The sequence below is a fragment of the Streptomyces sp. NPDC005402 genome (genome assembly GCF_040606575.1).
Lineage (GTDB): Bacteria > Actinomycetota > Actinomycetes > Streptomycetales > Streptomycetaceae > Streptomyces.
This window is the reverse complement of the sequence record NZ_JBEXFB010000042.1, coordinates 13,870-39,098: the sequence shown is the minus strand read 5'-3', so window position 1 is coordinate 39,098 and position 25,229 is coordinate 13,870. Positions and strand designations below refer to the sequence as shown.

At 70.2% G+C, this 25,229-nt stretch carries 24 protein-coding genes; 12 read left to right on the top strand and 12 right to left on the bottom strand.

Going from position 1 to position 25,229, the window contains the following annotated elements; all coding sequences use genetic code 11:
* The first annotated feature begins 8 nt into the window (after window positions 1-8).
* Window positions 9-1,061, top strand: a complete 1,053-nt coding sequence (locus tag ABZT02_RS43165; protein WP_356028283.1) for a lysophospholipid acyltransferase family protein — start codon at window positions 9-11, stop codon at window positions 1,059-1,061.
* 248 nt (window positions 1,062-1,309) lie between these two features.
* On the opposite strand, the gene ABZT02_RS43160 is transcribed toward ABZT02_RS43165, so the two are convergent.
* The 3 genes from ABZT02_RS43160 to ABZT02_RS43150 form a co-directional block, all read right to left on the bottom strand.
* Complete coding sequence (locus tag ABZT02_RS43160) at window positions 1,310-2,530, bottom strand: DUF5667 domain-containing protein (protein WP_356028280.1); 1,221 nt, start codon at window positions 2,528-2,530, stop codon at window positions 1,310-1,312.
* A 233-nt stretch (window positions 2,531-2,763) separates the two neighbouring features.
* A complete protein-coding gene (locus tag ABZT02_RS43155) occupies window positions 2,764-3,537 on the bottom strand; it encodes an ECF subfamily RNA polymerase sigma factor, BldN family (protein WP_020120729.1) in 774 nt (257 codons plus the stop codon).
* Between the two features lie 313 nt (window positions 3,538-3,850).
* Complete coding sequence (locus ABZT02_RS43150; protein WP_356028277.1) at window positions 3,851-4,777, bottom strand: HAD-IB family hydrolase; 927 nt, start codon at window positions 4,775-4,777, stop codon at window positions 3,851-3,853.
* 117 nt (window positions 4,778-4,894) lie between these two features.
* Between ABZT02_RS43150 and ABZT02_RS43145 the strand changes: the two genes are divergently transcribed.
* From ABZT02_RS43145 to ABZT02_RS43125, 5 genes are all read left to right on the top strand, one after another.
* The gene (locus ABZT02_RS43145) at window positions 4,895-5,182 is read left to right on the top strand and encodes a glutaredoxin family protein (protein WP_356028274.1); all 288 of its coding nucleotides are present in this window, start codon (window positions 4,895-4,897) and stop codon (window positions 5,180-5,182) included.
* Window positions 5,183-5,417: 235 nt separating this feature from the next.
* Window positions 5,418-6,191 (top strand): redox-sensing transcriptional repressor Rex, encoded by a 774-nt coding sequence (locus ABZT02_RS43140; RefSeq protein WP_356028272.1) that lies wholly within the window; start codon window positions 5,418-5,420, stop codon window positions 6,189-6,191.
* Entirely contained in the window at window positions 6,188-7,921 is a 1,734-nt protein-coding gene (locus tag ABZT02_RS43135; protein WP_356028269.1) for a glutamyl-tRNA reductase, read from the top strand. Before ABZT02_RS43140 ends, ABZT02_RS43135 begins: the two co-directional genes overlap by 4 nt.
* Entirely contained in the window at window positions 7,918-8,877 is a 960-nt protein-coding gene (gene hemC / locus ABZT02_RS43130; protein WP_356028267.1) for a hydroxymethylbilane synthase, read from the top strand. Before ABZT02_RS43135 ends, hemC begins: the two co-directional genes overlap by 4 nt.
* Complete coding sequence (locus ABZT02_RS43125; RefSeq protein ID WP_356028264.1) at window positions 8,874-10,574, top strand: bifunctional uroporphyrinogen-III C-methyltransferase/uroporphyrinogen-III synthase; 1,701 nt, start codon at window positions 8,874-8,876, stop codon at window positions 10,572-10,574. Before hemC ends, ABZT02_RS43125 begins: the two co-directional genes overlap by 4 nt.
* Before the next feature lie 27 nt (window positions 10,575-10,601).
* On the opposite strand, the gene ABZT02_RS43120 is transcribed toward ABZT02_RS43125, so the two are convergent.
* The gene (locus ABZT02_RS43120) at window positions 10,602-12,008 is read right to left on the bottom strand and encodes an FAD-binding oxidoreductase (RefSeq protein WP_356028262.1); all 1,407 of its coding nucleotides are present in this window, start codon (window positions 12,006-12,008) and stop codon (window positions 10,602-10,604) included.
* Between the two features lie 572 nt (window positions 12,009-12,580).
* On the opposite strand from ABZT02_RS43120, the gene hemB reads away from it, so the two are divergent.
* Both hemB and ABZT02_RS43110 read left to right on the top strand, forming a co-directional pair.
* On the top strand, window positions 12,581-13,573 hold the full coding sequence (hemB, locus tag ABZT02_RS43115; protein WP_356028259.1) for a porphobilinogen synthase: 993 nt from the start codon (window positions 12,581-12,583) through the stop codon (window positions 13,571-13,573).
* A gap of 294 nt (window positions 13,574-13,867) precedes the next feature.
* Window positions 13,868-14,224, top strand: coding sequence for a DUF805 domain-containing protein (locus ABZT02_RS43110; RefSeq protein ID WP_356028257.1), 357 nt, complete (start codon window positions 13,868-13,870; stop codon window positions 14,222-14,224).
* Between the two features lie 29 nt (window positions 14,225-14,253).
* Here ABZT02_RS43110 and ABZT02_RS43105 read toward each other — a convergent pair whose 3' ends face one another.
* Window positions 14,254-14,427, bottom strand: coding sequence for a hypothetical protein (locus ABZT02_RS43105; protein ID WP_356028255.1), 174 nt, complete (start codon window positions 14,425-14,427; stop codon window positions 14,254-14,256).
* A 234-nt stretch (window positions 14,428-14,661) separates the two neighbouring features.
* Here ABZT02_RS43105 and ABZT02_RS43100 point away from each other — a divergent pair, with 234 nt between their 5' ends.
* Complete coding sequence (locus ABZT02_RS43100) at window positions 14,662-15,564, top strand: SAM-dependent methyltransferase (protein ID WP_356028252.1); 903 nt, start codon at window positions 14,662-14,664, stop codon at window positions 15,562-15,564.
* Window positions 15,565-15,671: 107 nt separating this feature from the next.
* Entirely contained in the window at window positions 15,672-16,883 is a 1,212-nt protein-coding gene (locus ABZT02_RS43095; RefSeq protein ID WP_356028249.1) for a PLP-dependent aminotransferase family protein, read from the top strand.
* A 6-nt stretch (window positions 16,884-16,889) separates the two neighbouring features.
* Here the strand turns inward: ABZT02_RS43095 and ABZT02_RS43090 are convergent, their stop codons facing one another.
* The 6 genes from ABZT02_RS43090 to ABZT02_RS43065 all read right to left on the bottom strand — a co-directional run bounded on the left by ABZT02_RS43090 (window position 16,890) and on the right by ABZT02_RS43065 (window position 20,935).
* On the bottom strand, window positions 16,890-17,393 hold the full coding sequence (locus ABZT02_RS43090) for a hypothetical protein (RefSeq protein WP_356028247.1): 504 nt from the start codon (window positions 17,391-17,393) through the stop codon (window positions 16,890-16,892).
* Complete coding sequence (locus ABZT02_RS43085) at window positions 17,390-18,637, bottom strand: putative T7SS-secreted protein (RefSeq protein WP_356028244.1); 1,248 nt, start codon at window positions 18,635-18,637, stop codon at window positions 17,390-17,392. The genes ABZT02_RS43090 and ABZT02_RS43085 overlap by 4 nt, the downstream gene beginning before the upstream one ends.
* Window positions 18,637-18,963: a hypothetical protein gene (locus ABZT02_RS43080; RefSeq protein ID WP_356028242.1), complete on the bottom strand. Its 327-nt coding sequence runs from the start codon at window positions 18,961-18,963 to the stop codon at window positions 18,637-18,639. Before ABZT02_RS43080 ends, ABZT02_RS43085 begins: the two co-directional genes overlap by 1 nt.
* 126 nt (window positions 18,964-19,089) lie before the next feature.
* The gene (locus ABZT02_RS43075) at window positions 19,090-19,890 is read right to left on the bottom strand and encodes a DUF4253 domain-containing protein (protein ID WP_356028239.1); all 801 of its coding nucleotides are present in this window, start codon (window positions 19,888-19,890) and stop codon (window positions 19,090-19,092) included.
* 44 nt (window positions 19,891-19,934) lie between these two features.
* On the bottom strand, window positions 19,935-20,111 hold the full coding sequence (locus ABZT02_RS43070) for a DUF397 domain-containing protein (RefSeq protein ID WP_356028237.1): 177 nt from the start codon (window positions 20,109-20,111) through the stop codon (window positions 19,935-19,937).
* Window positions 20,108-20,935, bottom strand: a complete 828-nt coding sequence (locus ABZT02_RS43065) for a helix-turn-helix transcriptional regulator (RefSeq protein WP_356028235.1) — start codon at window positions 20,933-20,935, stop codon at window positions 20,108-20,110. Before ABZT02_RS43065 ends, ABZT02_RS43070 begins: the two co-directional genes overlap by 4 nt.
* Window positions 20,936-21,048: 113 nt before the next feature.
* Between ABZT02_RS43065 and ABZT02_RS43060 the strand changes: the two genes are divergently transcribed.
* Entirely contained in the window at window positions 21,049-21,450 is a 402-nt protein-coding gene (locus ABZT02_RS43060; RefSeq protein ID WP_356028231.1) for an ATP-binding protein, read from the top strand.
* Window positions 21,451-21,470: 20 nt separating this feature from the next.
* Here ABZT02_RS43060 and argS read toward each other — a convergent pair whose 3' ends face one another.
* A complete protein-coding gene (argS, locus tag ABZT02_RS43055) occupies window positions 21,471-23,234 on the bottom strand; it encodes an arginine--tRNA ligase (RefSeq protein WP_356028229.1) in 1,764 nt (587 codons plus the stop codon).
* A gap of 221 nt (window positions 23,235-23,455) precedes the next feature.
* Between argS and lysS the strand changes: the two genes are divergently transcribed.
* Window positions 23,456-25,201 (top strand): lysine--tRNA ligase, encoded by a 1,746-nt coding sequence (gene lysS / locus ABZT02_RS43050; protein ID WP_356028227.1) that lies wholly within the window; start codon window positions 23,456-23,458, stop codon window positions 25,199-25,201.
* The last annotated feature ends 28 nt before the right edge of the window (window positions 25,202-25,229 follow it).

Below are 25,229 nucleotides of genomic sequence, written 5' to 3'. Positions count from 1 at the left end.
CATCAACGATGGCGGACGCCAAGGTCATTCCGTTCGACGACGACCGGTCCCGCGCAGGCGCCGTACCGCGGCCGCCGCGGCGCCGGAGCGCGGGGAGCCGGCGCAAGGGCACCGAGCCCGCGCTGGTCCGTGAGGTCCAGCCCCTGCCCAGCGGGGCTTCCGCGCAGGATGATGTTCCTGTGACGCGTGAGGAAGAGCCGCCGCAGCAGGCGAACGACGAAGGCGGCCTGGAGCGACGGATCGCCGGGGGCCTGGCCTTCCTGCGCCGCCGGCTCACCGGGGACTACGAGGTCGACGACTTCGGCTACGACGAGGAACTCACCGACCAGGTCCTGATGTCCTTGCTGCGACCGGTGTACGAGAAGTACTTCCGGGTCGAGGTGAAGGGCGTCGAGAACATCCCGGCGGAGGGCGGCGCGCTGATCGTCGCCAACCACTCCGGGACGCTGCCGCTGGACGGCCTGATGATGCAGGTCGCCGTCCACGACCACCACCCCGCGAACCGGCATCTACGGCTGCTGGCGGCGGACCTGGTGTTCATGCTGCCGGTGGTCAACGAACTCGCCCGCAAGGCCGGTCACACCCTCGCCTGCGCCGAGGACGCCGAACGGCTGCTGGGGCGCGGTGAACTGGTCGGGGTGATGCCGGAGGGCTTCAAGGGCATCGGCAAGCCCTTCAGCGAGCGCTACAAGCTCCAGCGCTTCGGCCGGGGCGGCTTCGTCTCCACGGCCCTGCGACAGCGCACGCCGATCATTCCGTGCTCGATCGTGGGCGCGGAGGAGATCTACCCGATGATCGGCAACGCCAAGACCCTCGCGCGTCTGCTGGGCTTCCCGTACTTCCCGCTGACGCCGACCTTCCCGTGGCTCGGCCCGCTGGGCGCGGTCCCGCTCCCGACGAAGTGGACGATCCAGTTCGGCGAGCCGATCCCCACGGACGGCTATCCGCCGGAGGCCGCCGAGGACCCCATGCTGATGTTCAACCTGACCGACCAGGTCAGGGAACAGATCCAGCACACGTTGTACAAGTTGCTGGTGCAGCGGCGGTCGGTGTTCTTCTGACGGGGTGGTTCCGGTGGGGTCACCGGGCCGGCGGACGCCTGTCCGACCAGGGGGCCGCGGGGCGACCGTAGGACGCTGGACGGAGTCCGGCGCGGCTGTCCGAAGCCTGCGCAGCAGTGCGAGGGCAGCAGACAAGAGGGGCCAAGTTGCTGGTGCAGCGGCGGTCGGTGTTCTTCTGAGATTGGTTCCGGTACGTCGACGGGGGCGGCCTTCGCAGGAAGGGCGCCCCCGTCGACGTACCGGAAGAGCTAGCTCGCGTCCTCGCCGTTGATGCCCAGGCCGGGTAGGAGGCCGGGGAGGAGGGGTGGGAGGGTGACGTCCGGGTCGGCCGAGGCGGCCGGGGACGTCGGGGTGGCGGTGCCGGTGTCCTTCGGTGGGTCGAGGAGGCCGCCGGTGTTGCCGCCGATCAGGCCGTCGTCCTCGCTGCCGGAGGTGGCCGACCTGCTGGGGCTGCTGCCGTCGTGGTGCTCGCCGGAGCCGCCGGGGCCGGGGGCCGTCGAGCGGCCGGAACCGGTGGTCGAGGTGTCCGAGGACGCCGAGCCGGAGCCGTCCTGCCGCTGGCCTCCCTTGCCGCCGCTCTGTGCCGGCGGCTGGGGGAGCATGGACTGGAGCGGCGCGACGTCTTCGTCTATGGCGTCGAAGACGTCGGACACCTGGTCGCTGACATCGCCGAGCTGGACGGGCAGCCGGTCGCGGAGCGCGCCCCAGGCCTCGCGGTGCGAGCGCGAGAAGCTGGAGAGGGCCTGGATGGGCCCCAGGGAGTTCGGGTCGCGCTCGTACGCCTCGTGCAGCAGGCGGTGGCCCTCGGAGGCGTCGTACTGCATGCCGGACAGGGCGCGGCGGATCTCTCCCAAGGACTCGTGGTCGAGGTGACCGCCCCGGCCGCGCTCCATCAGGCGGCGGGCCTCGTTCAGCCGGGTGGAGGCCTGGTCGAGGTAGGCGACACCGCGCTCGTCGTCCCCGTCGGACAGGTAGGTGAGCTTGAAGTCCTCGATGCCGCGCTTGAGGCCGTACAGCGAGTCCCCGGGCAGGGCGTCGGAACTGGCCGCGGCCACTCCGCCGAAGGCCCCGGCGGCGACTCCGACGCTCAGGCCGCCCGCGGCCAGGCTCTTGGTGAGCCGGGAACGCGGTCGCAGTTTCCCGAGCGGACTCGCCCGGTGGGCGGCCTTGGCCCGTTGGGTGCGCTGCTCGGGAACCGCGGATTCCGCCCTGTCGCCCTCCAGCAGCATGGCCTCCATCGCGGCCACCAGCTGGGCTCGCTGGACGACCTTGACCTCCGGGTCCAGCTCGGGCCTGGGCAACTCGCCGAGACACTCCGCGAGGGCCAAAAGACGGTCCGGATCGGGATGGTCCGCGGCGGCCGGCGCTGGTCCTTCGGACTGCTCGGCCGCCGGGTCCCGGTCGGACTGCTCCTCCAGGGCCTGGGCGAAGGCGTTCGCCCGCCGGTGCGCCGATACGTTCGCGATCACTGGCGGCACCTCCTCTCGTCATGACGGTCGACTCCCCAGGGGGTCCTGAGGGTTGCACACCCTGACCACAAGCACTCGATCGAGTGATCGAGATCGGCCAGGGAGTGACCACAGGGAGCCTGCATCCCGCACAACGAGTGGCGCGGCACTTGGGTTACGGACTGCGGATGATCGGATCGGGGAGGCAACGGACTTTCACCCAGAGCGAGTTGGCGGTTACCGGACGTGCGCCCTCAGCGGGCGTCGTCCGGGAGGAGCCTGGCCAGGGTGCGGACGGCCCGGTACTGGAGGGTCTTGATGGCCCCCTCGTTCTTGCCCATCACCCGGGCGGTCTCGGCGACGGAGAGCCCCTGGAGGAAGCGCAGGGTCACGCACTCCTGCTGTTGCGGGTTGAGCCGGCGGACGGCGTCCAGCAGCGCGGCGTTGGAGAGGGACTCCAGGACGGAGTCCTCGGGTGAGCGCTCGACCTCGTTGGCGTCGAGCATCTCGCCGGTGGTGACCTCGAGCCGGAACCGGCTCGACTTGAAGTGGTCGGCGACGAGGTTGCGGGCGATGGTGACGAGCCAGGCGCCGAAGTCCCGGCCCTGCCAGGTGAAGGTGCCGATCCTTCTGAGCGCGCGCAGGAACGTCTCGCTCGTCAGGTCCTCGGCGGTGGCCTTACCTCCTACCCGGTAATAGATGTACCGGTACACGGTGTCGCTGTACTGGTCGTACAGGCGGCCGAAGGCGTCGGCCTCGCCGGCCTGGGCGCGTTCGACCAGGTCCATCATGCGGGCGCTGTCGCTGTCCGCGGCGGGACGGCGGGCGGGGGCGGCGCCGGTAGAACGCCCTCGTCTGCCGACGGCCGCGGAACCGTCGGCCAGTGCGTAGCACGGGCCGATCGGTGCCGCGGCTACGGCGAGGGCGGGGACGGCGTACGCGGTGGGGACGAAGCCGCGCAACAGGTCTAGGACCGTTGCGCGCAGCGTAGCCAGGCCCGAGGCGTCAACCCCGACGTGTGGGTACACGGGACTCCCAGAGGCAGAGCTTCCATCACGTGCAGTGCGGGACCGTTCACCCGTCGTAGCGACGGAGGGGTACCGGATTGCGTCTGAGGAGAATAACGCTTAGTGCAGGCACTGCTACACCCAGTTGCTCTATTCATCGATTACGTCGCTTCTGTAACCGATTGAGAGCCGTTCAGGTGCCACAGAGTGACCGCTTGTTGATCGAATACGGTCGTGATCTGTCAGGGAACGGGGCGTGTTGTGGCCGTGTGCAGCCAATGTGCCTGCACACAGGGTTACGCGGGCAAAACCCGTGGATTGGTGTGTTGCCCGGCTACCGGCGGCGCTTGTGCAGGGCGATCGCCGCCGCCGTGCCGCCCGCCACCGCTCCCACTCCCGCCGCCGCCGGGATGCCGACCTTGGCCGCCTTGCGGCCCGTGCGGTAGTCGCGCAGGCGCCAGTCCAGTCGGCGGGCGTGCTTGCGGAGCTTGGTGTCCGGGTTGATCGCGTAGGGGTGACCCACCAGCGAGAGCATCGGGATGTCGTTGTGGCTGTCGCTGTACGCCGCGCAGCGTGACAGGTCGAGACCCTCCGCCGCCGCCAGGGCCCGGACCGCCTCCGCCTTCGCGGGGCCGTGGAGGGGCTCGCCGACCAGCTTGCCCGTGTAGACGCCGTCCACCGACTCCGCGACCGTGCCGAGGGCACCGGTGAGGCCGAGGCGGCGGGCGATCACCTGGGCGATCTCCACCGGGGCCGCCGTGACCAGCCACACCTTCTGGCCGGCGTCCAGGTGCGCCTGCGCCAACGCGCGCGTGCCCGGCCAGATGCGCTCGGCCATGTACTCGTCGTAGATCTCCTCGCCGATCGACTGGAGCTCGGCGACGCGGTGGCCCTTCACGATGGAGAGCGCCGAGTCCCGGGCCTCCTGCATGTGCTCGGGGTCCTCGGAGCCGGCCAGCCGGAACCAGGCCTGCTGCCAGGCGAAGCGGGCGAGATCGCGGGTCTCGAAGAACTTCCGTTTGTACAAACCGCGGCCGAAGTGGAAGAGGGACGCGCCCTGCATCACGGTGTTGTCCAGGTCGAAGAAGGCGGCGGCCTTGTCGTCGCCCAGGACCGGGAACTGCGACTCCGGTTCCGTACCAGGGGTCTCCTGGACCTCCTGGGAGGACTTGCGCGCAGCCTCCGCCGAGGCCTCGCCTGCCAACACGCTTCGCGCCGTGGCGGAGCGCCTACGGGGAGTGAGCCATCCGAGAGCGGCCATGGCGTGAGCATAGCCAGTTTGTTCGGTGGTTCCGGAGTGGAGAGGTTTGGAGGGTGTGAACACTCCAAGACTGTGCCGTTAAGCAGGCGGCCACGGCAGGCGCCGACGCGCGGGAGAATGGCCCGCATGAGTCCCATCTTCCGCCGAAAGCAGGCCAGGGCCCCCGAGGACCGGCTCGTCACCCTGATCCGCAAGCCCGGTTGCCATCTGTGTGATGACGCACAGCTGGTGATCGAGAAGGTGTGTGGAGATCTCGGGGTCCCCTGGGAGTACAAGGACATCGACCAGGATCCTCAACTCCACGAGCAGTACTGGGAGCAGATCCCCGTCGTGCTCGTCGACGGTGAGCAGCACACGTTCTGGCGGGTGGACGAAGAGCGCCTCCGCAAGGCCCTGACCGACTAGTCCAACTCGTGCGGCCGGTCGCTTAGGATCGATGGCGAAGTGGTCTTGGGGGCAGGATTGACGAGGGAAGTGTGCGGTTTTGCCTCCGAGAGAGACGCGCGTGACCCCGGTCACGTTGGCCGGGCAAATCGGACACCATCTTTGTGCACGCGTTCACAAAGACATAGCCTGCATTCGACGGGGCGGTCCGGGGACGTGTGACCGCCTACAGCCCCGCTCTACCCGCAGGAGCACCGTGGCAACTGGCCGAACTCACCGACCGGCGACCCGTAGCCGAGGGATTCCCGAGGCCACCGTCGCCCGGCTTCCGCTGTACCTACGAGCCCTGACGGGCCTGTCCGAGCGCTCGGTACCCACGGTCTCCTCCGAGGAACTCGCGGCCGCCGCAGGGGTCAACTCCGCGAAGCTGCGCAAGGACTTCTCCTACCTGGGTTCTTACGGAACGCGCGGTGTCGGCTACGACGTCGAGTATCTCGTCTACCAGATCTCGCGTGAACTGGGGCTCACCCAGGACTGGCCCGTCGTGATCGTCGGTATCGGTAACCTCGGCGCCGCTCTCGCCAACTACGGCGGCTTCGCGTCCCGTGGATTCCGCGTCGCGGCACTGATCGACGCCGATCCGGCGATGGCCGGCAAGCCCGTCGCAGGTATCCCGGTGCAGCACTCGGACAACCTGGAAAAAATCATCGAGGACAACGGCGTGTCCATCGGTGTCATCGCGACCCCCGCCGGTGCCGCCCAGCCGGTCTGCGACCGGCTCGTGGCCGCAGGGGTCACCTCCATCCTGAACTTCGCGCCGACCGTGCTGTCGGTGCCGGACGGTGTCGACGTGCGCAAGGTCGACCTCTCCATCGAGCTGCAGATCCTCGCCTTCCACGAGCAGCGCAAGGCCGGTGAGGAGGCCGCCGCCGCGTCCGACGGCGCCGGTCCGGTCGCCGCGGGCCGCGGTGACTCCGCCTCTGCCGACAAAGGGCCCGACGGGGACGTACCCGCCGTGATGCCGGCATGAGTCTCCTCGTCGTCGGGCTGAGCCACCGCAGCGCACCGGTCAGCGTGCTGGAGCGGGCGGCGCTGCATGCCGATGCGCAGGTGAAGCTGGTCCAGGACACGGTCGCGGCGGAGCCGGCCACGGAGGCCGCGGTGCTCGCGACCTGCAACCGGATCGAGCTGTACGCCGACGTGGACAAGTTCCACGCGGGCGTGGCCGAGCTGTCGACACTGCTCGCTCAGCACAGCGGGGTGGGGCTTGATGAGCTCACTCCCTATCTGTACGTGCATTACGAGGACCGGGCCGTTCACCACCTCTTCTCCGTGGCCTGCGGGCTCGACTCCATGGTCGTGGGCGAGGGGCAGATCCTCGGCCAGATCAAGGACTCGCTTGCCCGGGCGCAGGACCTGCACACCGCCGGGCGGCTGCTGAACGACCTGTTCCAGCAGGCGCTGCGGGTCGGGAAGCGGGCGCACACCGAGACGGGGATCGATCGGGCCGGGCAGTCGCTGGTGACGTTCGGGCTGGAGCAGTTGGCCTCCGGTACGGCTGTGCAGGACTGGGCTCTCGGTAAGAAGGCGCTGGTCATCGGGGCCGGGTCGATGTCCTCGCTGGCCGCGGCGACGCTGGCGCGGGTCGGGGTGGCGGAGATCGTCATCGCCAACCGGACCGCTGAGCGGGCCGAGCGGCTCGCGGAGATCCTCAATGACGGGGGCGACTCGGACGTGGTTGCCCGTGCGGTACCGATGGAATCGGTGCCGGACGAGCTGACACGTGCCGATGTCGTGGTGTCCTGTACCGGGGCCACTGGGCTGGTGCTTACTGCTGAGGCTGTCGCTTCGGCTGTGCCCGGTGCGGGCGCTGAGCGGGGGTGGGTCGCGCAACTCGGCGCCGGCGAGGTGCCGCCCCGCTTCGGGTCGGGAGCCGCCCCAGGCGGCACATCCGCCCGCGGCTTGGCGGAACCTGACGAAAACTGTCCGCTTGATCTGGCCCCTGTTCAGGCCACCGCCGGGTTCTCCGTGCTCGGCGAAGCCGCCGTCGCAGGGATGGCCGCCTCCGAGCTCGAGCAGCACGCCGCCTGGGTGGACAACGCGCCCCGGCCGCAAGGATCCGTCGCCGTCGTCGATCCGGTTCAGGAAGCCGACGCCATCGCCGCCCTCGCGGCCACCGCCGCTGTCATCGGGCGGGTGCCCGAGCGGCGCAGGCCCGAGCCCGTCGCCGAGATTCCGCGGCCGACGCCCTCGCTCTTCCTGCTCGACCTCGCCATGCCCCGGGACATCGACGCCGCCGTCCACCGGCTGGGCGGGGTACGGCTCGTCGACATCGAGTCGCTCGCCGAGGCCTCGGCGGACGCTCCCATGGCGGCCGACGTCGACCAGGTCCGCCGTATCGTCGCGGACGAGGTCGCCGCCTTCGGGGCGGCGCTGCGGGCCGCGCACATCACGCCCACCGTCGTCGCGCTGCGCACCATGGCCGCCGATGTCGTCGCGAACGAGATCGCGAGGCTCGACGGACGGCTGCCGGGCCTGGACGACAAGCAGCGTGGAGAGATCACGCAGACCGTGCGGCGCGTCGTCGACAAGCTGCTGCACGCGCCGACCGTACGGGTCAAGCAGCTCGCGGCCGAGCCCGGCGGTGCCGGGTACGCGGACGCGCTGCGGACCCTGTTCGACCTCGACCCCGAGACGGTGGCCGCCGTCTCCCGCGCCGAGGACAGCACCACCGATGAGAAAGACCGAGGCTCGTCATGAGTACCAAGGCGCTACGGCTCGGGACCAGGCGGAGCAAACTCGCCATGGCCCAGTCCGGGCGGGTGGCGGATGCCGTGAGCCGGGTGACAGGGCGGCCCGTCGAGCTCGTCGAGATCACCACGTACGGCGATGTGTCCAGGGAGGCGCTCGCGCAGATCGGCGGCACGGGTGTGTTCGTGACCGCGCTGCGGGAGGCCCTGCTCAAGGGCGAGGTCGACTTCGCGGTGCACTCGCTGAAGGACCTGCCGACCGGCCAGCCGGACGAGTTGACGCTGGCCGCGCTCCCCGAGCGCGAGGACCCGCGTGATGTCCTGGTCGCCCGGGACGCCCTCAAGTTCACCGACCTGCCCCGCGGTGCCCGCATCGGTACCGGTTCGCCCCGGCGTACCGCGCAGCTGAACGCGTACGCCCGCACGCACGGACTTGATATCGAGACGGTTGCGATCCGGGGGAACATAGACACCCGGATGCGGTTCGTGCGCGATGGTGAACTGGATGCGGTCGTGCTGGCCGCGGCAGGGCTGCAGCGCATCGGCCGTATCGACGAAGTGACCGACTTCCTGTCGGTCGACACAGTTTTGCCCGCTCCCGGCCAGGGAGCACTTGCGATCGAGTGCACCGCGGACAACGCGGACCTGATCGCAGCGCTCGGCGAGCTCGACGACCCGTTCACGCGGGTCGCCGTGACCGCCGAACGGTCACTGCTCGCCGCCCTGGAGGCCGGTTGCAGTGCCCCTGTGGGGGCGCTGGCCGACCTCCTGGCCGACGGGCAGATTGTCAAGGAAATGCGCCTGCGGGGCGTCGTCGGTACCACCGACGGCTCACGCATGGTGCAGTTGTCCACCACCGGTCCCGTGCCCGAGTCGTACGACCAGGCAATGGCGCTCGGTCGCGAACTCGCGTCCGAGATGCTCGCCCAGGGCGCGGCCGGTCTGATGGGGGAGCGAGCACAGTGAGCCCCACCACCCTTCCCGCCGGTCCTGAACACGGGCACGTCACCTTCCTCGGTGCCGGACCCGGAGATCCGGGACTGCTGACTCTGCGCGCCGTCGAGGCGCTCACGAACGCGGACGTTCTCGTCGCCGGGCACGAGGTGCTCGACGTCGTGCGCGTCCACGCTCGGTCGGGCGTCGCCGTCGTGGACACGGACACCGAGTTGCCCTCGGCTCCGGGTCCGGGCGCGCCCCAACTGACAGTCGTTGACGGCACGTCAACAACCCCTGCTGTCCCCGCTGTGCGGGATGCCGCACATCTTGTCATGGAGGCCGCGCGGGGCGGCAGGCGGGTCGTACGTGCGGTGTCCGGGGACCCCGGGCTCGACGCGTACGCCGCCGAGGAGATGCTGGCCTGCGCCCGCGCGGGCGTTCCCTTCGAGGTCGTGCCCGGTGTGGCCGCGGCCGTCGGCGTACCCGCGTACGCCGGTGTCCCGCTGCGGGACGCGCAGGGCGCGGACGTGCGGTTCGTGGACGCGCGGACGGCCTCCGACCGGTGCTGGACGGAGGTGGGGGTGTCGGACGGGACCGTGGTCGTGTCGACGACCCTGGACTCCGTGGGCGCCGCCGCCGGGGAGCTGGTCGCGGCCGGGCGCAAGCCCGATACGCCGATGACCGTCACCGTCGCCGGTACGACCACACGCCAGCGGACCTGGACGGCGACCCTGGGCACCATCGCCCAGACGCTCAAGCACGCCAAGGTGCTGCCCTCGCCCGAGGGCGGCCGGCCGGTGATAGCCGTGGTCGGTGAGCGCTCGGCCGCCGCACAGCGCGACCAGCTGTCGTGGTTCGAGAACAAGCCGCTGTTCGGCTGGAAGGTTCTCGTGCCGCGCACCAAGGAGCAGTCGGCCTCGCTCTCCGACCAGCTGCGGTCCTACGGGGCCGTGCCGCACGAGGTGCCGACGATCGCCGTCGAGCCGCCGAGAACGCCCCAGCAGATGGAGCGGGCGGTCAAGGGGCTCGTGACCGGTCGCTACGAGTGGATCGCCTTCACCTCGGTCAACGCCGTCAAGGCCGTGCGCGAGAAGTTCGAGGAGTACGGGCTCGATGCCCGTGCCTTCGCCGGGATCAAGGTCGCCGCGGTGGGCGAGCAGACCGCCAAGGCGCTCGTCGCCTTCGGCGTGAAGCCCGATCTGGTGCCCTCCGGGGAGCAGTCGGCCGCGGGCCTCCTCGAGGACTGGCCGCCGTACGACCCCGTCTTCGACCCGATCGACCGGGTCTTCCTGCCGAGGGCCGACATCGCCACGGAAACCCTGGTCGCCGGGCTCATCGAGCTCGGGTGGGAGGTCGACGACGTCACCGCCTACCGGACCGTGCGGGCCTCGCCGCCGCCCGCGGACACGCGGGAGGCGATCAAGGGGGGCGGGTTCGACGCCGTGCTCTTCACGTCGTCCTCCACCGTGCGCAACCTGGTCGGTATCGCCGGGAAGCCGCACAACGTGACCGTGATCGCGTGCATCGGTCCCGCCACGGCGAAGACCGCCGAGGAGCACGGCCTTCGGGTGGACGTGATGGCTCCCGAGCCGTCCGTGCACAAGCTGGCCGAGGCCCTCGCCGACTTCGGGCTGAAGCGGCGGGCCGCGGCGGTCGAGGCCGGCGATCCGGTGACGCGGCCGAGCGAGCGGCGGCCGGGAGCCCGGCGGCGGCGGTCGACGACCTGAGTTCTGCGGTTCTCCCTGTGCGGTGCCTCAGGCGGCCGGGGCCACGGTGTGGCCGTAGCGCAGGAGGTTCTCCGGGTCGTACCTGGACTTCGTGCGGCGCAGGCGGTCGTAGACCTCCGGGGTCCAGGCCCGGGCGCGGTCCGTCTCGTCGCCCGGGGTGCCGTGCAGGTTGACCAAGGTGCGGCCGGTGCCGTACGCGGCCATCGCGGTGTTGAGGGATCTCGTGGCGCGTTCGACCGCCTCGGCCATGGGGGGTGCCGCGAGGACGCCCACCGCCTCCAGGAGGTACTCGGCGTCCCGGGCGCAGACCGCGTCCGCCACGGTGGCGGGGCGGGAGAGCGCCGCGCCCATGTGGCGGATCTCCACCATCAGGAGCGGGAAGTCACCGGCGCCCGCCGCCGGGCCCACCTGGTCCAGGAACGTGTCGATCGCCTGCGGGGTCAGCTCGCGCAGCAGGGCGCAGGACTCGCGGGCCGGGAGCGGGTCCTGGGGGTCCAGGTAGATGCGGTCCACCGCCGCGTAATCCATCTCCTCCACCGTGTCGATCACGACCGGTGCGGCCTCGCGGAGCGGGGCGAGGAGTTCCTGGCCCGCTGTCGGGTCGCCGGTCCAGGCGAGGCAGACCCTTGCCCAGAAGCCGCCCCGGAAGGGTTCGGGGATCTCCGGGAAGGGCGGCAGGCGCAGGATGCTGAAGGTGCTGTTCATCTCCGGCGGGACGTCGCGGGTCCAGGTCGCCCAGGTGGTCAGCAGGGCCTCGGCGTCCTCACCCGCGCAGTAGATGCCGCCGCCGAGGACGCGCGAGAGGGGGAGGAGTTCGGTGACCAGGGAGGTCACCACTCCTACGTTGCCCTTGCCGCCGCGCAGGGCCCAGAAGAGGTCGGGTTCCGTGTCGCGGTCGGTGTGGTGGAGCGTTCCGTCGGTGGTGGCGACCTCGAACGAGCGGACCGTGTCGGCCGCGTAGCCGTAGGTCCGGCCGAGGACCGGGAGGCCGCCGCCGAGGGTGTAGCCGACGACGCCCGCGTCGGTGGAGGAGCCGTTCAGGGTGGCGAGGCCGTGAGGGGTGGCGGCGGCCAGGACGTGCCGCCACTTGGCGCCTGCGGCGATCGTCGCGGTGCGGGTGTCCTCGTCGACGTGTACGCCGGTCATGCGGGCGGTGTTGATCAGCAGGCCGTTCTCGATGGGGAAGTTGGCGCCGTGGCCGGTGGCCTGGACGGTGACGGGGGTGTGGGTGGCCGAGGCCCAGCGCAGGGCGGTGACGATGTCCTCCGCGCTGGTGGCGCCGACGACCACGTCGGGGGTGTGCAGGGCGGCCAGGTTGAAGCCGGTGACTTCGTCGGCGTAGCCGGGCTCGCCGGGGCGGATGACGGGGCCGCGGATCTCGTCGAGGGTGGGGTGGGTGTCGTGGGTGTCGGGGGTGTAGGGGGTGGCAGCCATGGTGTCCTCCTGCCTTGTGCTTTCAGCTTGGACCTGGGGGTGGGGCGGCGCATGTGGTGGGTGCGGGTGCCTGCGGCGCCCGTGCGGGCCGTCTCCGGTGGGTGGTCTGGTTCGGTCGCCGTCTGCGGGCCGGTGGGGGCTGGCCGCGCAGTTCCCCGCGCCCCTGATGCCTGCGGCGCAGCTGCGGGCCGGTGGGGGCTGGTCGCGCAGTTCCTCGCGTCCCTGGTGCCTGCGGCGCGGCTGCGGCCCGGTGGGGGGTGGTCGCGCAGTTCCTCGCGTCCCTGGTGCCTGCGGCGCGGCTGTGGCCCCGGTGGGGGCTGGTCGCGCAGTTCCTCGCGTCCCTGGTGCCTGCGGTGCGGCTGTGGCCCCGGTGGGGGGTAGCGCGTGCGGTTCGGTGTTCGCCGGCCGCTGCGGGCGGACACTCCCCACCCCGTCCCCTTGCCGCCGTACGCGGCTGGCGGGGGGACTGCGCGATGAGCCCCCACCGGCCCGCAGGCGCCCTCCGACGCCGCGTGGCATCCCCCGACGCCCCGTCGGCAAAGGGGCCCACGGGGCGGGCGTAGCTTAGGTGTATGACGACGTACGGTTCTTTTCCCGGCGCGCGGCCCCGGCGGTTGCGGGTCAATCCCGTCATGCGGCGGATGGTTGCCGAGACGCGGCTGCACCCCGCTGACTTCATCCTTCCGGCGTTCGTGCGGGAGGGCGTCAGTGAGCCTGTGCCGATCGCGGCCATGCCCGGAGTCGTGCAGCACACCCGGGACAGTCTGAAGAAGGCCGCTGCGGAGGCCGTCGAGGCCGGGATCTCCGGGATCATGCTCTTCGGGGTGCCGGAGGAGTCGAAGAAGGACGCTCTCGGGACGCCGGGCACCGACCCGGACGGGATTCTTCAGGTCGCCATCCGGGACGTGCGGGCCGAGGTCGGGGACGAGTTGCTCGTGATGTCCGACGTGTGTCTCGACGAGACGATCGACCACGGGCACTGCGGGGTGCTGGACGCGCAGGGGCGCGTCGACAACGACACCACTCTTGAACGGTATGCGGAGATGGCCCAGGTGCAGGCCGACGCGGGCGCCCATGTCGTAGGGCCCAGCGGGATGATGGACGGGCAGGTCGGCGTCATCCGGGACGCGCTCGACCAGATCGGGCGGGAGGACGTGGCCATCCTGGCTTACACGGCCAAGTACGCCTCCGCGTTCTACGGGCCGTTCCGGGAGGCCGTCGGGTCCTCGCTGAAGGGCGACCGCAAGACCTATCAGCAGGATCCCGCGAACGCGCGGGAGTCGCTGCGTGAGCTCGCCCTCGATCTGGAGGAGGGTGCCGACATGGTGATGGTCAAGCCGGCGGGGCCCTATCTCGACATCCTCGCGCGGGTCGCCGACGCCGTGGACGTGCCGGTCGTCGCCTATCAGATCTCCGGTGAGTACTCGATGGTCGAGGCCGCCGCCGAGAAGGGCTGGATCGACCGCGACCGGGCGATCCTGGAGACGCTGACCGGAATCAAGCGGGCCGGGGCGCAGAACATCCTCACCTACTGGGCGACCGAAGTGGCTCAGAAGCTCGCCTGACGAAGCCGCCGGACGGCGTGTCACGGCAACGGTTCGAGCTCGGTCCGGATACGGGCGGAGCTCGTTCCGGCCAACGTCCGGATAACAAGCCGTACTTCGTCCGGTGATCTTCTGGTGATCTGTCCGTAATTCCCACTCCGCTGCGGTGGATTTGTCGGGCTGTGCCGGGCGTTCGACTTGATGAACCGCTTACATCCGTCGAATTGACGAGTTCCCGACATCCTCCATATCTTCTGCGCCTGGCCTGATCCATTCGGAACGGTTCCGAGCGGCGATCTCTGGGGGGACACCACCATGAGCTGGTTCATCGAAGTTCTCAAGAAGTACGCGGTCTTCAGCGGGCGTGCGCGCCGCAAGGAATACTGGATGTTCGCCCTGTTCGCCGGGATCATCTACGTCGTGTTCCTCGGCATCGGCCTCGCCACCAAGCAGTCGTGGATCCCGGTCATCCCCTACCTCGGCTTCCTGCTGCCCGGTCTGGCCGTCACCGCGCGCCGCCTGCACGACACGGGCCGCAGCGGCTGGTGGATCCTGTTCGCCTTCGTTCCGCTCGTCGGCGGCATCACCCTGTTCGTCTTCTCGGTGCTGGACAGCGAGCCGGGCGACAACAAGTACGGCCCCAACCCGAAGCTGGCCCCGGCGCACGTGTGATGCCGTGACTCCGCTTCGAGGCCGCCCGGTCAGTGCCGGGCGGCTTTCTGGCTTTCCACGGCGGTGAGGGCCGCCGCCCTGTCCTTGGCCGGGCCCTCGTCGCGTACGCCCTGGCCGTCCTTGCAGCCCGTCAGTGTGGCCAGGGCGAGGAGGGCGAGGGCCGTCGCGGTGAGCATGCGGGGGGTGGGGGGGCGGATGCGCATGGGATCAGGCTGCGGGGGACAGGGCGCGATCGCCAGGCCTGGCCGGGGATTCGGGACGGGATCGTCACGGGGGATGCGTTGACCGGCGCGGATGTGGTTTCCCGCGTCCCTCGCGCGGGATGCGGGACGGGGTAACTCGGGCACCGGGCACCATCAAGTCGCCCCGGGAGTTAGGTTCTTGACGATCGCGGCGGTGGTCCGTCGAAGGACCGACACATCACAGGGGAGACGCCCATGTCCGGTGACGCGCTGAGCCAGGACCCGGCCGAGCTGGCCAAGAGGATCGACACCACCAGGGCACATCCGGCGCGCGTCTACGACGTCTTCCTCGGCGGTAAGGACAACTACCCCGCCGACCGCGAGGCCGCCGCCGCCGCGCTCGCCGCCAACCCCCGCGGCTACCTCGACGTACGCCACAACCGCGACTTCATGCGCCGGGCCGTCGACCGGCTGACCGCGCGGGACGGAATCCGGCAGTTCCTCGACATCGGCACCGGACTGCCCACCGCGGAGAACGTCCACCAGATCGCCCAGCGGGCCCGGCCCGACGCGCGGGTCGTCTACGTCGACAACGACCCGGTGGTGCTGGCGCACGCCCGCGCGCTGCTCACGAGCGGGCCCGAGGGGCGCACGGACTACATCGACGCCGACTTCAAGAGCCCCGCGCAGATCCTCGAACAGGCCGCCAAGACCCTGGACTTCGACCAGCCGATCGCGCTGTGCCTGGTCGCGATCCTGCACTTCGTCGAGGACGACGAGGCCTATCCGATCGTGCGGGAGCTCGTGGAGGCCCTGCCCTCCGGCAGCCGGATCGTGCTCAGCCATCTGACCGACGAGATGCATCCCGTGCCCGCCCGTGCGGTCCAGCGGACCTACACCGAGCGCGGCTTCACCTTCGTGTTCCGGTCCAGGAGCGAGGTGGAGCGGTTCTTCACCGAGGTGCCGGGGATCACGCTGGACGAGCCCGGTGTGGTGCCCGCGCACCGGTGGCACCCCGGGCTCGCGCCCGCGCCGCCCTCCATCGACGCGGAGGACTTCGAGTCCCTCGACGACATCGAGAAGATCCGCTACCGCGACATCAACGACGTCACCGACGACGACATCAACGTCTACGGGGCGACCGGCAGCAAGGCCTGAGCGGGTGCCCGGCGTCCGTATCGCGGAAAGGTGCTTGTAGGCGGCACTCAGTTCTTTAGGCTGCGCTGCACCCAGTCGTCGCAGTCCGCAGTCGAAGGAGCCGTGCCATGACGGTGCCCACGTTCGCTTCCGTGCCGCCGCTCGCCGCCCGGGCCCGGTCGGTCGGTGGGTCGCCGGTACGGGACATCCTCGCCGTCACCGCCCGTCCCGAGGTGATCAACTTCGCGGGCGGCCTTCCGGCGCCCGAACTGTTCGACGCCGAGGGGATCGCGGAGGCGTACCGGGCGGTGCTCGGCGAGATGCCCGAGCGGGCGCTGCAGTACTCGACCACCGAGGGCGAGCCCGTGCTGCGGGCGGCCCTGGCCGAGCGGATGTCGGTGCGCGGGCTCGCCACCGACGCCGACGACGTCCTCGTCACCACCGGGTCGCAGCAGGCGCTGTCGCTGCTCGCCACCGCGCTGATCGAGCCCGGGGACACGGTCCTCGTCGAGAGCCCCTGCTATCTGGCCGCTCTTCAGGCCTTCGGGTTCGCGGGCGCCCGGGTGGTGGCCGTGCCGGGGGACGACGAGGGGCCCGACCCCGTGGCCCTGGAGGAACTCGTCGTGCGGGAGCGGCCCAAGCTGCTCTACACCGTGCCCACCTTCCAGAACCCGACCGGGCGGACCATGTCCGCGGGGCGCCGGGCCGCCGTCGCGTCCGTGGCCGCGCGGTGCGGGCTGTGGATCGTCGAGGACGACCCGTACGGCGAACTCCGCTTCGAGGGCGAGCGGGTGCCGTGGATCGCCTCCCACGAGGAGGTCCGCGACCGGGTCGTGCTCCTCGGGTCCTTCTCCAAGGTCATGGCCCCCGGGCTGCGGCTGGGCTGGCTGCGGGCGCCCGGCGAGCTGCGGCGGGCCTGCGCGGTCGCGAAGCAGGCCGCCGACCTGCACACCCCGACCGTCAACCAGCTCGCCGCGGCACGCTACCTGGCCGACCGGGACCTCGACGCACATGTGCGCCGAGTCGCGCGGGTCTACGGGGAGCGGCGGGACGCCATGCTCGCGGGACTGGCCGAGGCCCTGCCCGAGGGGTCGGTCTGGACGCGTCCCGAGGGCGGCATGTTCCTCTGGGCGCGGCTTCCGTCCTCGTACGACACCACCGCGCTGCTGCCGCAGGTCGTGACGCGCGATGTGGCCTACGTGCCGGGCGCGCCCTTCTACGCCGGTGAGCCCGACCGCTCGACCCTGCGGCTCTGCTTCGTGACGCAGACGCCGGAGGAGATCGCGGAGGGGCTGCGGAGGCTGGGGGAGGGGCTGCGGGGCGACCGGGCCGGAAGGTGAGTCCTGCTAGCCGAAGGGGGAGACGGCCGGGGAGGTCCAGAAGGTGACGGTCGGACCGTAGGAGCCGTCCTCCTCGTCGCTCACCTCGACGGTGATCTCCAGGTCGGGGTACCGGGCGGACAGGATGCCCTGCCAGCATTCCCCCAGGGCCAGCGCGAGTTGAGGCAGTTCCTCGCCGAGTTGATCGTCGTCCGTCAGGGGTGTGTTGTTGAAGGTGTCCCACAACTTGACCTGGTTGGTGACCGCTTCGACACGTTCCCTGTCGTCGCCCAGGTTCGCGAACCAGTTGTCGACGTTGTCCTGACCGAACCGTGCCTTGAGGAACACACCGCCGCGGTACTCGACCGTCTCGGGGCAGAACAGCCAGGCCGCCGCCAGGACGAAGCGCAGGCCGCCCTCGAAGTCGAGGTAGTTGGCCGGGGTGAGCTCCTCGTCCTTCCAGTCGGTGCGCCACCTGGTGAAGAACGCCGGCAGCCTCCGGTCGGTCCACGACGGCTTGCTGCTGGTCACGGGATCTCCCAGGGGAACGCGGCGCGTACTTCGTTCGACGGGCGCACGAAGACCTGACCGGTTTTCGGGTTGGTGTTGCGCTCGTACTCTACGACGTGCGGGGTGTCCACCCCGCCGTGCGGACGGCCCTCCAGGTCGACCCGCTTCACCGCACGGCCTTCGGAGTCGTACGTCGTGTAGTTGGTGACTTTTCCGGTCTGCGGGTCCGTCTTGTAGAGGGTGCCGTCCTTCGGGCCGTTCTCCGCCGGGAGGTTGTTTCCCGCGCGGCCGCCGGTGCCCTTGTACTGCTGGCCGTTCTTGATCAGATCGGAGGCCGGCTGCTGTGAGGAGCCGCCGGTGCCGGAGCCCTCGCTGTTCATGCGGAGGGGTTCGACCCGGGAGTCGCTCGTGGCGTGCTGGGCGAGGTCCACGGCACCGGCGCCCGCCAGGCCGACGCCCGCGGTGATCCCGGCGGCGGAGACCACGTTGAGGGGCACACCGGCGACGGCGCCGACCCCGGTGGCGTCCAGGGCGACGCCGAGACCTTCACCGCCGGCGCTGACGCCCGCCAGGAGCATGCCGCCGAGCATCGCCGCGCTGTCGCCGGGGTGCTGGATCATGGCGTTCCCGAAGGAGGCGAGGTCGTTGACCACGGTCTTGCCGCCGTCCAGCAGGCCCTCGCCCACGTCTCCGAGGACGTCACCGACCTTGGACCAGAATCCCGGGCGCTCCGGGGCGGACTCGGTGGCCTTCCGCACCAGCGCGGCCGCGGAGTGTCCGGCGGTGTTCACATTGCCGCGGGCGGTGTCGAGATCCGCGCGGGCGCCGGCACGGTCCGCTTCACCGGGATCGTTGAACGGGATCTCGGTGTTGTCCCCTCTTCCACGCGCCTCGGTGACCTGCTGATCATGGGCGTTCTTGGCGTTGGTGGTGGCCGCCTCGCCGCGCGCGTAGCGGGATATGGCCTCGGCGGCGCGCTGCTGGGCCGCGCGCAGGGTGTGGAGATAGTCGTACAGGGCGTTCGCGGCGGTGTGGAACTCGTTGCCCGCCTCGGTCCATCGGACGGGCTGGCCGTGGAAACGGTCCCGGAAGGCGTCGCCGGCAGGGCCCCGCCAGCCGTCCTCGGTGTCGATCTTCGCCAGTCCTTCGCCGGCCTCGATGAGGACGTCACCGTAGGCGAGCAGGGACTGTGCGGTCGTGGTCAGGGAGTCCGGTGAGCCGGGGACGAGCGCGCGGGGGTCCGACGTCTCGCCGAGCTCGGCCATCAGGACGCCCCCGGGTCTGTTCCGGAGGGCGACTGGAGAATGCCCTCGGTGGAGAGCTGGATGTGCTCCTCGGCCGCCTCGTAATTCTGGACGCAGCGGTTCAGCCGGTCGGCGACCTCGGAGCCGTCGGAGGCCAGGTGCGTGACGCCGATGTTCCACCGGTCGGTGAAGTCGACGATCGCCGAGGCCAGTTCGTCGTGCCCGAAGTCGCCCTTGGGAACGTCGATGTCGCTCACCTTCTTGGTGGCCATCGCGTCCAGCGTGGTGCTGATCCCGGAGGCGGCCTTGCGCAGCGCGCCGAGGTCCACGGAAAAGCCGTCCGCCATGCTGAGCGCCCTCCCCCTGTTAAGGACCGCAAACGACAAGGGAGTCTAGCGACGGATGCGGTGAGCCGAGGCGGGAGGGGGCGACTTGAAAGGGAATTTGCTCATGGGAGACCTCTGGTTTGCCCTTTAGTCCCACCAGAAGGACCAGACGCGCTGGCCCAGCAGCGCGTGTTCGGCGTACGCGCGGAGGGCATCGTGGCCCCCCTGGGTGATGTTGTCCGGGCAGAACGCGAAGTGCTCGGCGGCGACGACCTCCGCCTCGTCCAACGTCGCGGGTGGGGCGGCCACGGACAGGACCAACTGGTCGAAGGTGAGCGCGATGACGCGTATGCCGAAGCGGTCCTCCCAGGAGCGGAGGACCGCGCAGAGGCGGGCCACGTCGTTCTCGTAGTTCAGCGGGCCCGTCCAGCCGATCGCCGCCGGGATGTCCGCGCTGCGGCGGGCCGGGACCAGGGCGAGACGCGGCTCCTTGAACCACGATCCCTCGTCGAGGAGCGCGTCGGCGGTCTCTGCGGCCCGGGTGTCGGGGTTGGCGGGGAGGGAGGCGGGGGCCTTGGCCAGACCGGGCCAGGTGCCGCTGAAGAGCTCGTCGTCGGCGTACTCCTCCCAGAAGTCCGCCAGCACCTCCTCCGGGTCGTGGTCCCCGGGGTACGACATTTCCCCGGGCATCAACTCCCACTCTTCCGGCCCGCCTTGGGTCCCGCCGACGTCTATCAGCACAGGCAGCAGCCCGGTACGGGCCGCCGGTGCGCCCAGTGCGGTCCATGCGCCGGAGGACGCGGCGTACTCGGCATGCCACAGCAGCGGTTCGTGCCACGGTCCGTCGTCGGTCGCGTCGATCAGTCTCCCCAGGGGGAGTCCAAGACCGAGCGAACGACCGCTCGGGTCTGCCGCGAGGGTGGGCAGCGGGTTGGGAAGAGTCGCCATGCCAGTGACTGTAGGGGCCGCCACTGACAATGACCGACGGCGCGCTACTTGAGACCGGTGGTGAAGGCGGTCCAGGTAGTGGGGGTGACCTTGAGGGTGGGGTCGGGGTTCTTGGAGTCGCGGATGTGGATGGTGTGGGGGCAGGTGGCTACCTCGACGCACTGGCCGCCCTCATCGCCGCTATAGGTCGACTTGAACCACTGAAGTGCTTCGGCGCTCATTGCTCTCCTAGCAGGCGGTCGAGCAGATCCCTGGAGTCCTGTGTGGTCAGGGCCTGTGTCCGCAGCATCGCATATTTGCGCGCCAGCCTGGATACCTCATCCGCGTCGGAAACCCACTGGCTGCCGCGTTGTGACTCGGTGTACGCGAGGTGCTGGTGGTCCGGTGTTTCGAGGAGGGTGAAGGGGCCGTTCAGGCCCGCGTTGTACGGACTGTTCAGCGGCAGGAACTGGAGGGAGACGCAAGGCAGTTCAGTCAGCACTCGCAGATGCCGCAGTTGCTCCTTCCAGACGTCCTGTCCGCTGATCCTCATGTGCAGCACCGGCTCCCACACGATGAAGCTCAGCGTCGGCGGATTCCTGCGGTGCAGGATCTCCTGACGTTCCAGGCGGGCCGCCGTACGCGTCTCGATCTCGTCCTCGTCGTACGCGGGAACCCGGTTGCGGAGTACGGCCCGGACGTACTGGTCGGTCTGGAGAAGGCCGGGCAGGACCGCGTTGTCGTACCAGGACAGGGAGATGGCCTCCCGCTCATGCTCCATGTACAGCTCGGCCCACATCGGGAACTGGTCGATGTCCGGCAGGTTGGCCACGCCCGCCGCCAACATCCCCTTCGTCTCCAGGACTTCGTCCAGCAGGGCGGCCAGGTCCGGTTTGAGTGTCCGTCGGCCCTGCTCGATCGACGCGATGGTCTCCTCGTCGACGCGGACGAGGTCGGCGAGGGCGGTCTGGGTGTGGCCCGCGGCGCGGCGCGCGGTGCCGAGTTGTTTGCCCAGCATCTTCATGGACGTGAGGTTCTTCGGCCGCGGTGGCTTCCTGGCGCTCATGCAGGTCTCCATCCCCCTCCGGACACGTACGTCACCGGGTGGGAGCCCGTACAAAAAATCTGTACGGGTTCACCGAGTGATCAACGTTAGTCACTCTCCGCGACTCTCGTCCCGTGAACGAGACGACCCAACTACCGCTCCTGCGCGAGAGGTTCTTCCGCCGCGAACGCCGAACCGCGCAGGCCGCCCGCCGCTTCACGGCCGAGGCCCTGGCCGGCTGGGGCCTGGCGCAGACCTCGCGTGCGGATGACGTACTGCTCTGCGTGAGCGAACTGGTGACGAACGCACTGCTGCACGGCGTACCGCCAGGACGCCAGTTGCGGCTGTTCCTGCGGTACGACGTGAGCGCCCTGGTCGTCGAGGTGCACGACAGCGGGGGCGGTGTGCCGCACATCGTCCGTGACGGGGACGAGGGCGGGCGGGGGCTGTTGCTGGTGGCCGCGCTGAGTGACCGGTGGGGGGTGCGGGAGCGGGAGCTGGGGAAGGCGGTGTGGTGCGAGTTCGTGGTGCCGTAGCGCCTTCCCCGGCCGACAGGTCAGAGCTTCTCGGGTGTCCTGATGCCCAGCAGGGCCATGCCCTGGTGCAGGGTGCGGGCGGTCAGGTCGCACAGGAACAGGCGGTTCTCCACGATGTCCTGCGCCGGGCGGGGCCTGATCACGGGGCACTGGTCGTAGAACGTCGTGAACAGGGACGCCAGTTGGTACACGTACGCGGCGACCTTGTGCGGGGCGTACTCCGCCGTCGCCTCGAAGACCGTGGCGCCGAAGGAATCCAGGTGAAGGGCCAACGCGCGCTCCGCCGGGGCCAGTTCGAGCTCGGGGTGCGGTGCAGGGGAGGCGTCCTCCGCCTTGCGCAGGATGGACCTGATGCGGGCGTACGCGTACTGGAGGTACACGGACGTGTCGCCGTTCAGGGAGACCATCTGGTCCAGGTCGAACTTGTAGTCACGGCTCGGCGACGTGGACAGGTCCGCGTACTTCACGGCGCCGATCCCGACGTACCGGCCGTTCTCGACGATCTCCTCCTCGGTCAGGCCCACCTTCTCGGCCTTCTCGCGCACGACCGCGGTCGCCCGCTCGACCGCCTCGTCCAGCAGGTCCTCCAGCTTGACGGTCTCGCCCTCACGCGTCTTGAAGGGCTTGCCGTCCGCGCCGAGTACCGTGCCGTAGCCCATGTTGTGCGCGGTGACGTCGTCGCTCAGCCAGCCCGCCCGGCGGGCCGCCTCGAAGACCATCTTGAAGTGCAGCGACTGGCGTACGTCCACGACGTAGAGGAGCGTGGTCGCCTGGAGGTCGACGACGCGGTTCCTGATCGCCGTCAGGTCGCTCGCCGCGTACCCGAAGCCGCCGTCGGCCTTCTGGACGATCAGCGGGACCGGCTGGTCGTCCTTGCCGCGGATCTCGTCGAAGAAGACGACCAGCGCGCCCTCGGAGCGGACCGCGACACCCATCTCCTCCAGGAGGCGGGCGGTCTCGGGCATGCCCTCGTTGTACGCGGACTCGCCGACGATCTCGTCGTCCCGGATCTCCATGTCGAGCTTCTCGAAGACCGAGTAGAAGTAGACCTTCGACTCGTCCACGAACTGCTGCCAGAGTTCGAGGGTCTCCTTGTCACCGGACTGCAGGGCCACGACCCGCTTCCGCGCCCGCTCCTTGAACTCCTCGTCGGAGTCGAAGACCACACGGGACGCCTTGTACACCCGGTTCAGGTTCGACATGGCCTGCTCGCCGTCGACCTCGTCCGGGGGGGCCAGCTCGCCCGGGTTCTCGATCAGGTACTGGATGAGCATGCCGAACTGGGTGCCCCAGTCGCCGATGTGGTGCCGGCCGATCGTCCGCTCGCCGGTGAAGTCGAGCATGCTCCGCAGGGCGTCACCGATCACCGCGGAGCGCAGGTGCCCGACGTGCATCTCCTTCGCCACGTTCGGCTGGGCGTAGTCGATCACCGTGACGCCGGGCTGCTCCTTGAGCGGAACGCCGAGACGGTCGCCGTCCTCGTACCGCGCGGCCAGGTTCTGCGTGATCGCCCGGTCGGTGAGCGTCACGTTCAGGAAGCCGGGGCCGGAGACCTCGACGTCCTTGATCACGTCACCCGTGACGATCTGTGCCACGACCTGCGTCGCCAGGTCCCTCGGGTTCGCCTTCGCCTTCTTGGCGAGCGCCAGGATGCCGTTCGCCTGGAAGTCGGCCCGGTCGCTGCGTCGGAGCAGGGGGTCCGCGGAGGCCTCCGGCAGGGAGGCGGAGATCGCGGAGGTGAGCTGCTGGTTGACGGCGTCGCTGAGGGACGTGACCGGGGCCATGGGAGTGGGTGCCGTTCTCCTCGGGGGATCAGATAGACACGGTCAGTATCCCATGGGGTGGGAAGCGGTTTTCTGGGTGCAGGGCGGTGCGGGCTTGTCGCGCCCCGCGGCGGAGCCGCAATGCGATACAGCCCCGCGCCCCTGGAGAGAGGCGGCTTCGCCGCCATCCCTCCAGGGGTGGGAGAATGGACCCTCCATCAACGCCATCAGTAAAAGAGGACGTGCCGATCGTGGGTCAGAGCGCTGAGACCACCGACTGGGTCTCCCGTTTCGCGGATGAGGTCATCGAGGAGTCGGAGCGTCGGGCCCCGGGCAAACCGGTCGTCGTCGCGTCCGGACTTTCACCCTCAGGACCCATCCATCTCGGGAACCTCCGCGAGGTCATGACCCCGCACCTCGTCGCCGACGAGATCCGGCGCCGGGGCCACCAGGTGCGGCACCTGATCTCCTGGGACGACTACGACCGGTACCGGAAGGTGCCGGCCGGTGTCCCCGGGGTCGACGACTCGTGGGGCGAGCACATCGGCAAGCCACTGACCTCCGTGCCCGCGCCGAAGGGGTCCGCCCACCCGAACTGGGCCGAGCACTTCAAGGCCGCCATGATCGACGCGCTCGCCGAGCTCGGCGTCGAGTTCGACGGGATCAGCCAGACCGCGCAGTACACCTCGGGCGTCTACCGCGAGCAGATCCTGCACGCCATGGCGCACCGCGGGGACATCGACGCGATCCTCGACCAGTACCGGACCAAGAAGGCCCCGGCCGCCGCGAAGAAGCAGCAGAAGCCGCTCGACGAGGCCGAGGTCGAGGCCGCCGAGGGGTCCGGCGCGGCCGCCGAGGACGACGGGTCCTCCGGGTCCGCCGGGTACTTCCCGTACAAGCCCTACTGCGGCAACTGCGAGAAGGACCTCACCACCGTCACCTCCTACGACGACGCCACCACCGAGCTGTCGTACACCTGCAACGCCTGCGGGTTCTCCGAGACCGTCCGGCTCAACGAGTTCAACCGCGGCAAGCTCGTCTGGAAGGTCGACTGGCCGATGCGGTGGGCCTACGAGGGCGTCGTCTTCGAGCCCTCCGGCGTCGACCACTCCTCGCCCGGGTCCTCCTTCCAGGTCGGCGGGCAGATCGTCGGGATCTTCGGCGGGAAGCAGCCGATCGGGCCGATGTACGCCTTCGTCGGCATCTCCGGCATGGCGAAGATGTCCTCGTCGAAGGGCGGGGTACCGACGCCCGGCGACGCGCTGAAGATCATGGAGCCGCAGCTCCTGCGGTGGCTCTACGCCCGCCGCAGGCCCAACCAGTCCTTCAAGATCGCCTTCGACCAGGAGATCCAGCGGCTCTACGACGAGTGGGACAAGCTGGACGCCAAGGTCGCCGACGGCACCGCACTGCCGGCCGACGTGGCCGCGCACTCCCGTGCGGTCGGCACCGCCGGCGGGGAGCTGCCCCGGACGGCGCGCGTGCTGCCGTACCGGACGCTCGCCTCCGTCGCCGACATCACCGCCGGGCACGAGGACCAGGCGCTGCGGATCCTCAGCGAGCTGGACCCCGACCACCCGCTGTCGACGCTGGACGAGGTCCGGCCCCGGTACGACAAGGCCGAATCCTGGATCAACACCCAGGTGCCCGCCGAGCAGCGGACCATCGTGCGCGGTGAACCCGACGCCGAACTGCTGAAGTCCCTCGACGAGGCCTCCCAGCAGTCGCTGCGGCTGCTCCTTGACGGGCTCGCCTCGAACTGGTCGCTCGACGGGCTCACCCACCTCGTGTACGGCGTGCCCAAGGTGCAGGCCGGGTTCTCCGCGGACGCCACGCCCAAGGAGCTGCCGGCCGAGATCAAGACGGCCCAGCGGGCCTTCTTCGCCCTGCTCTACCAGCTGCTGGTCTCCCGGGACACCGGGCCCCGGCTGCCCACCCTGCTGCTGGCCGTGGGGCAGGAGCGGGTCCGGGCGCTGCTCGGGGAGTAACAGGCGGTACGAAAGAGGGGCCCTCCGG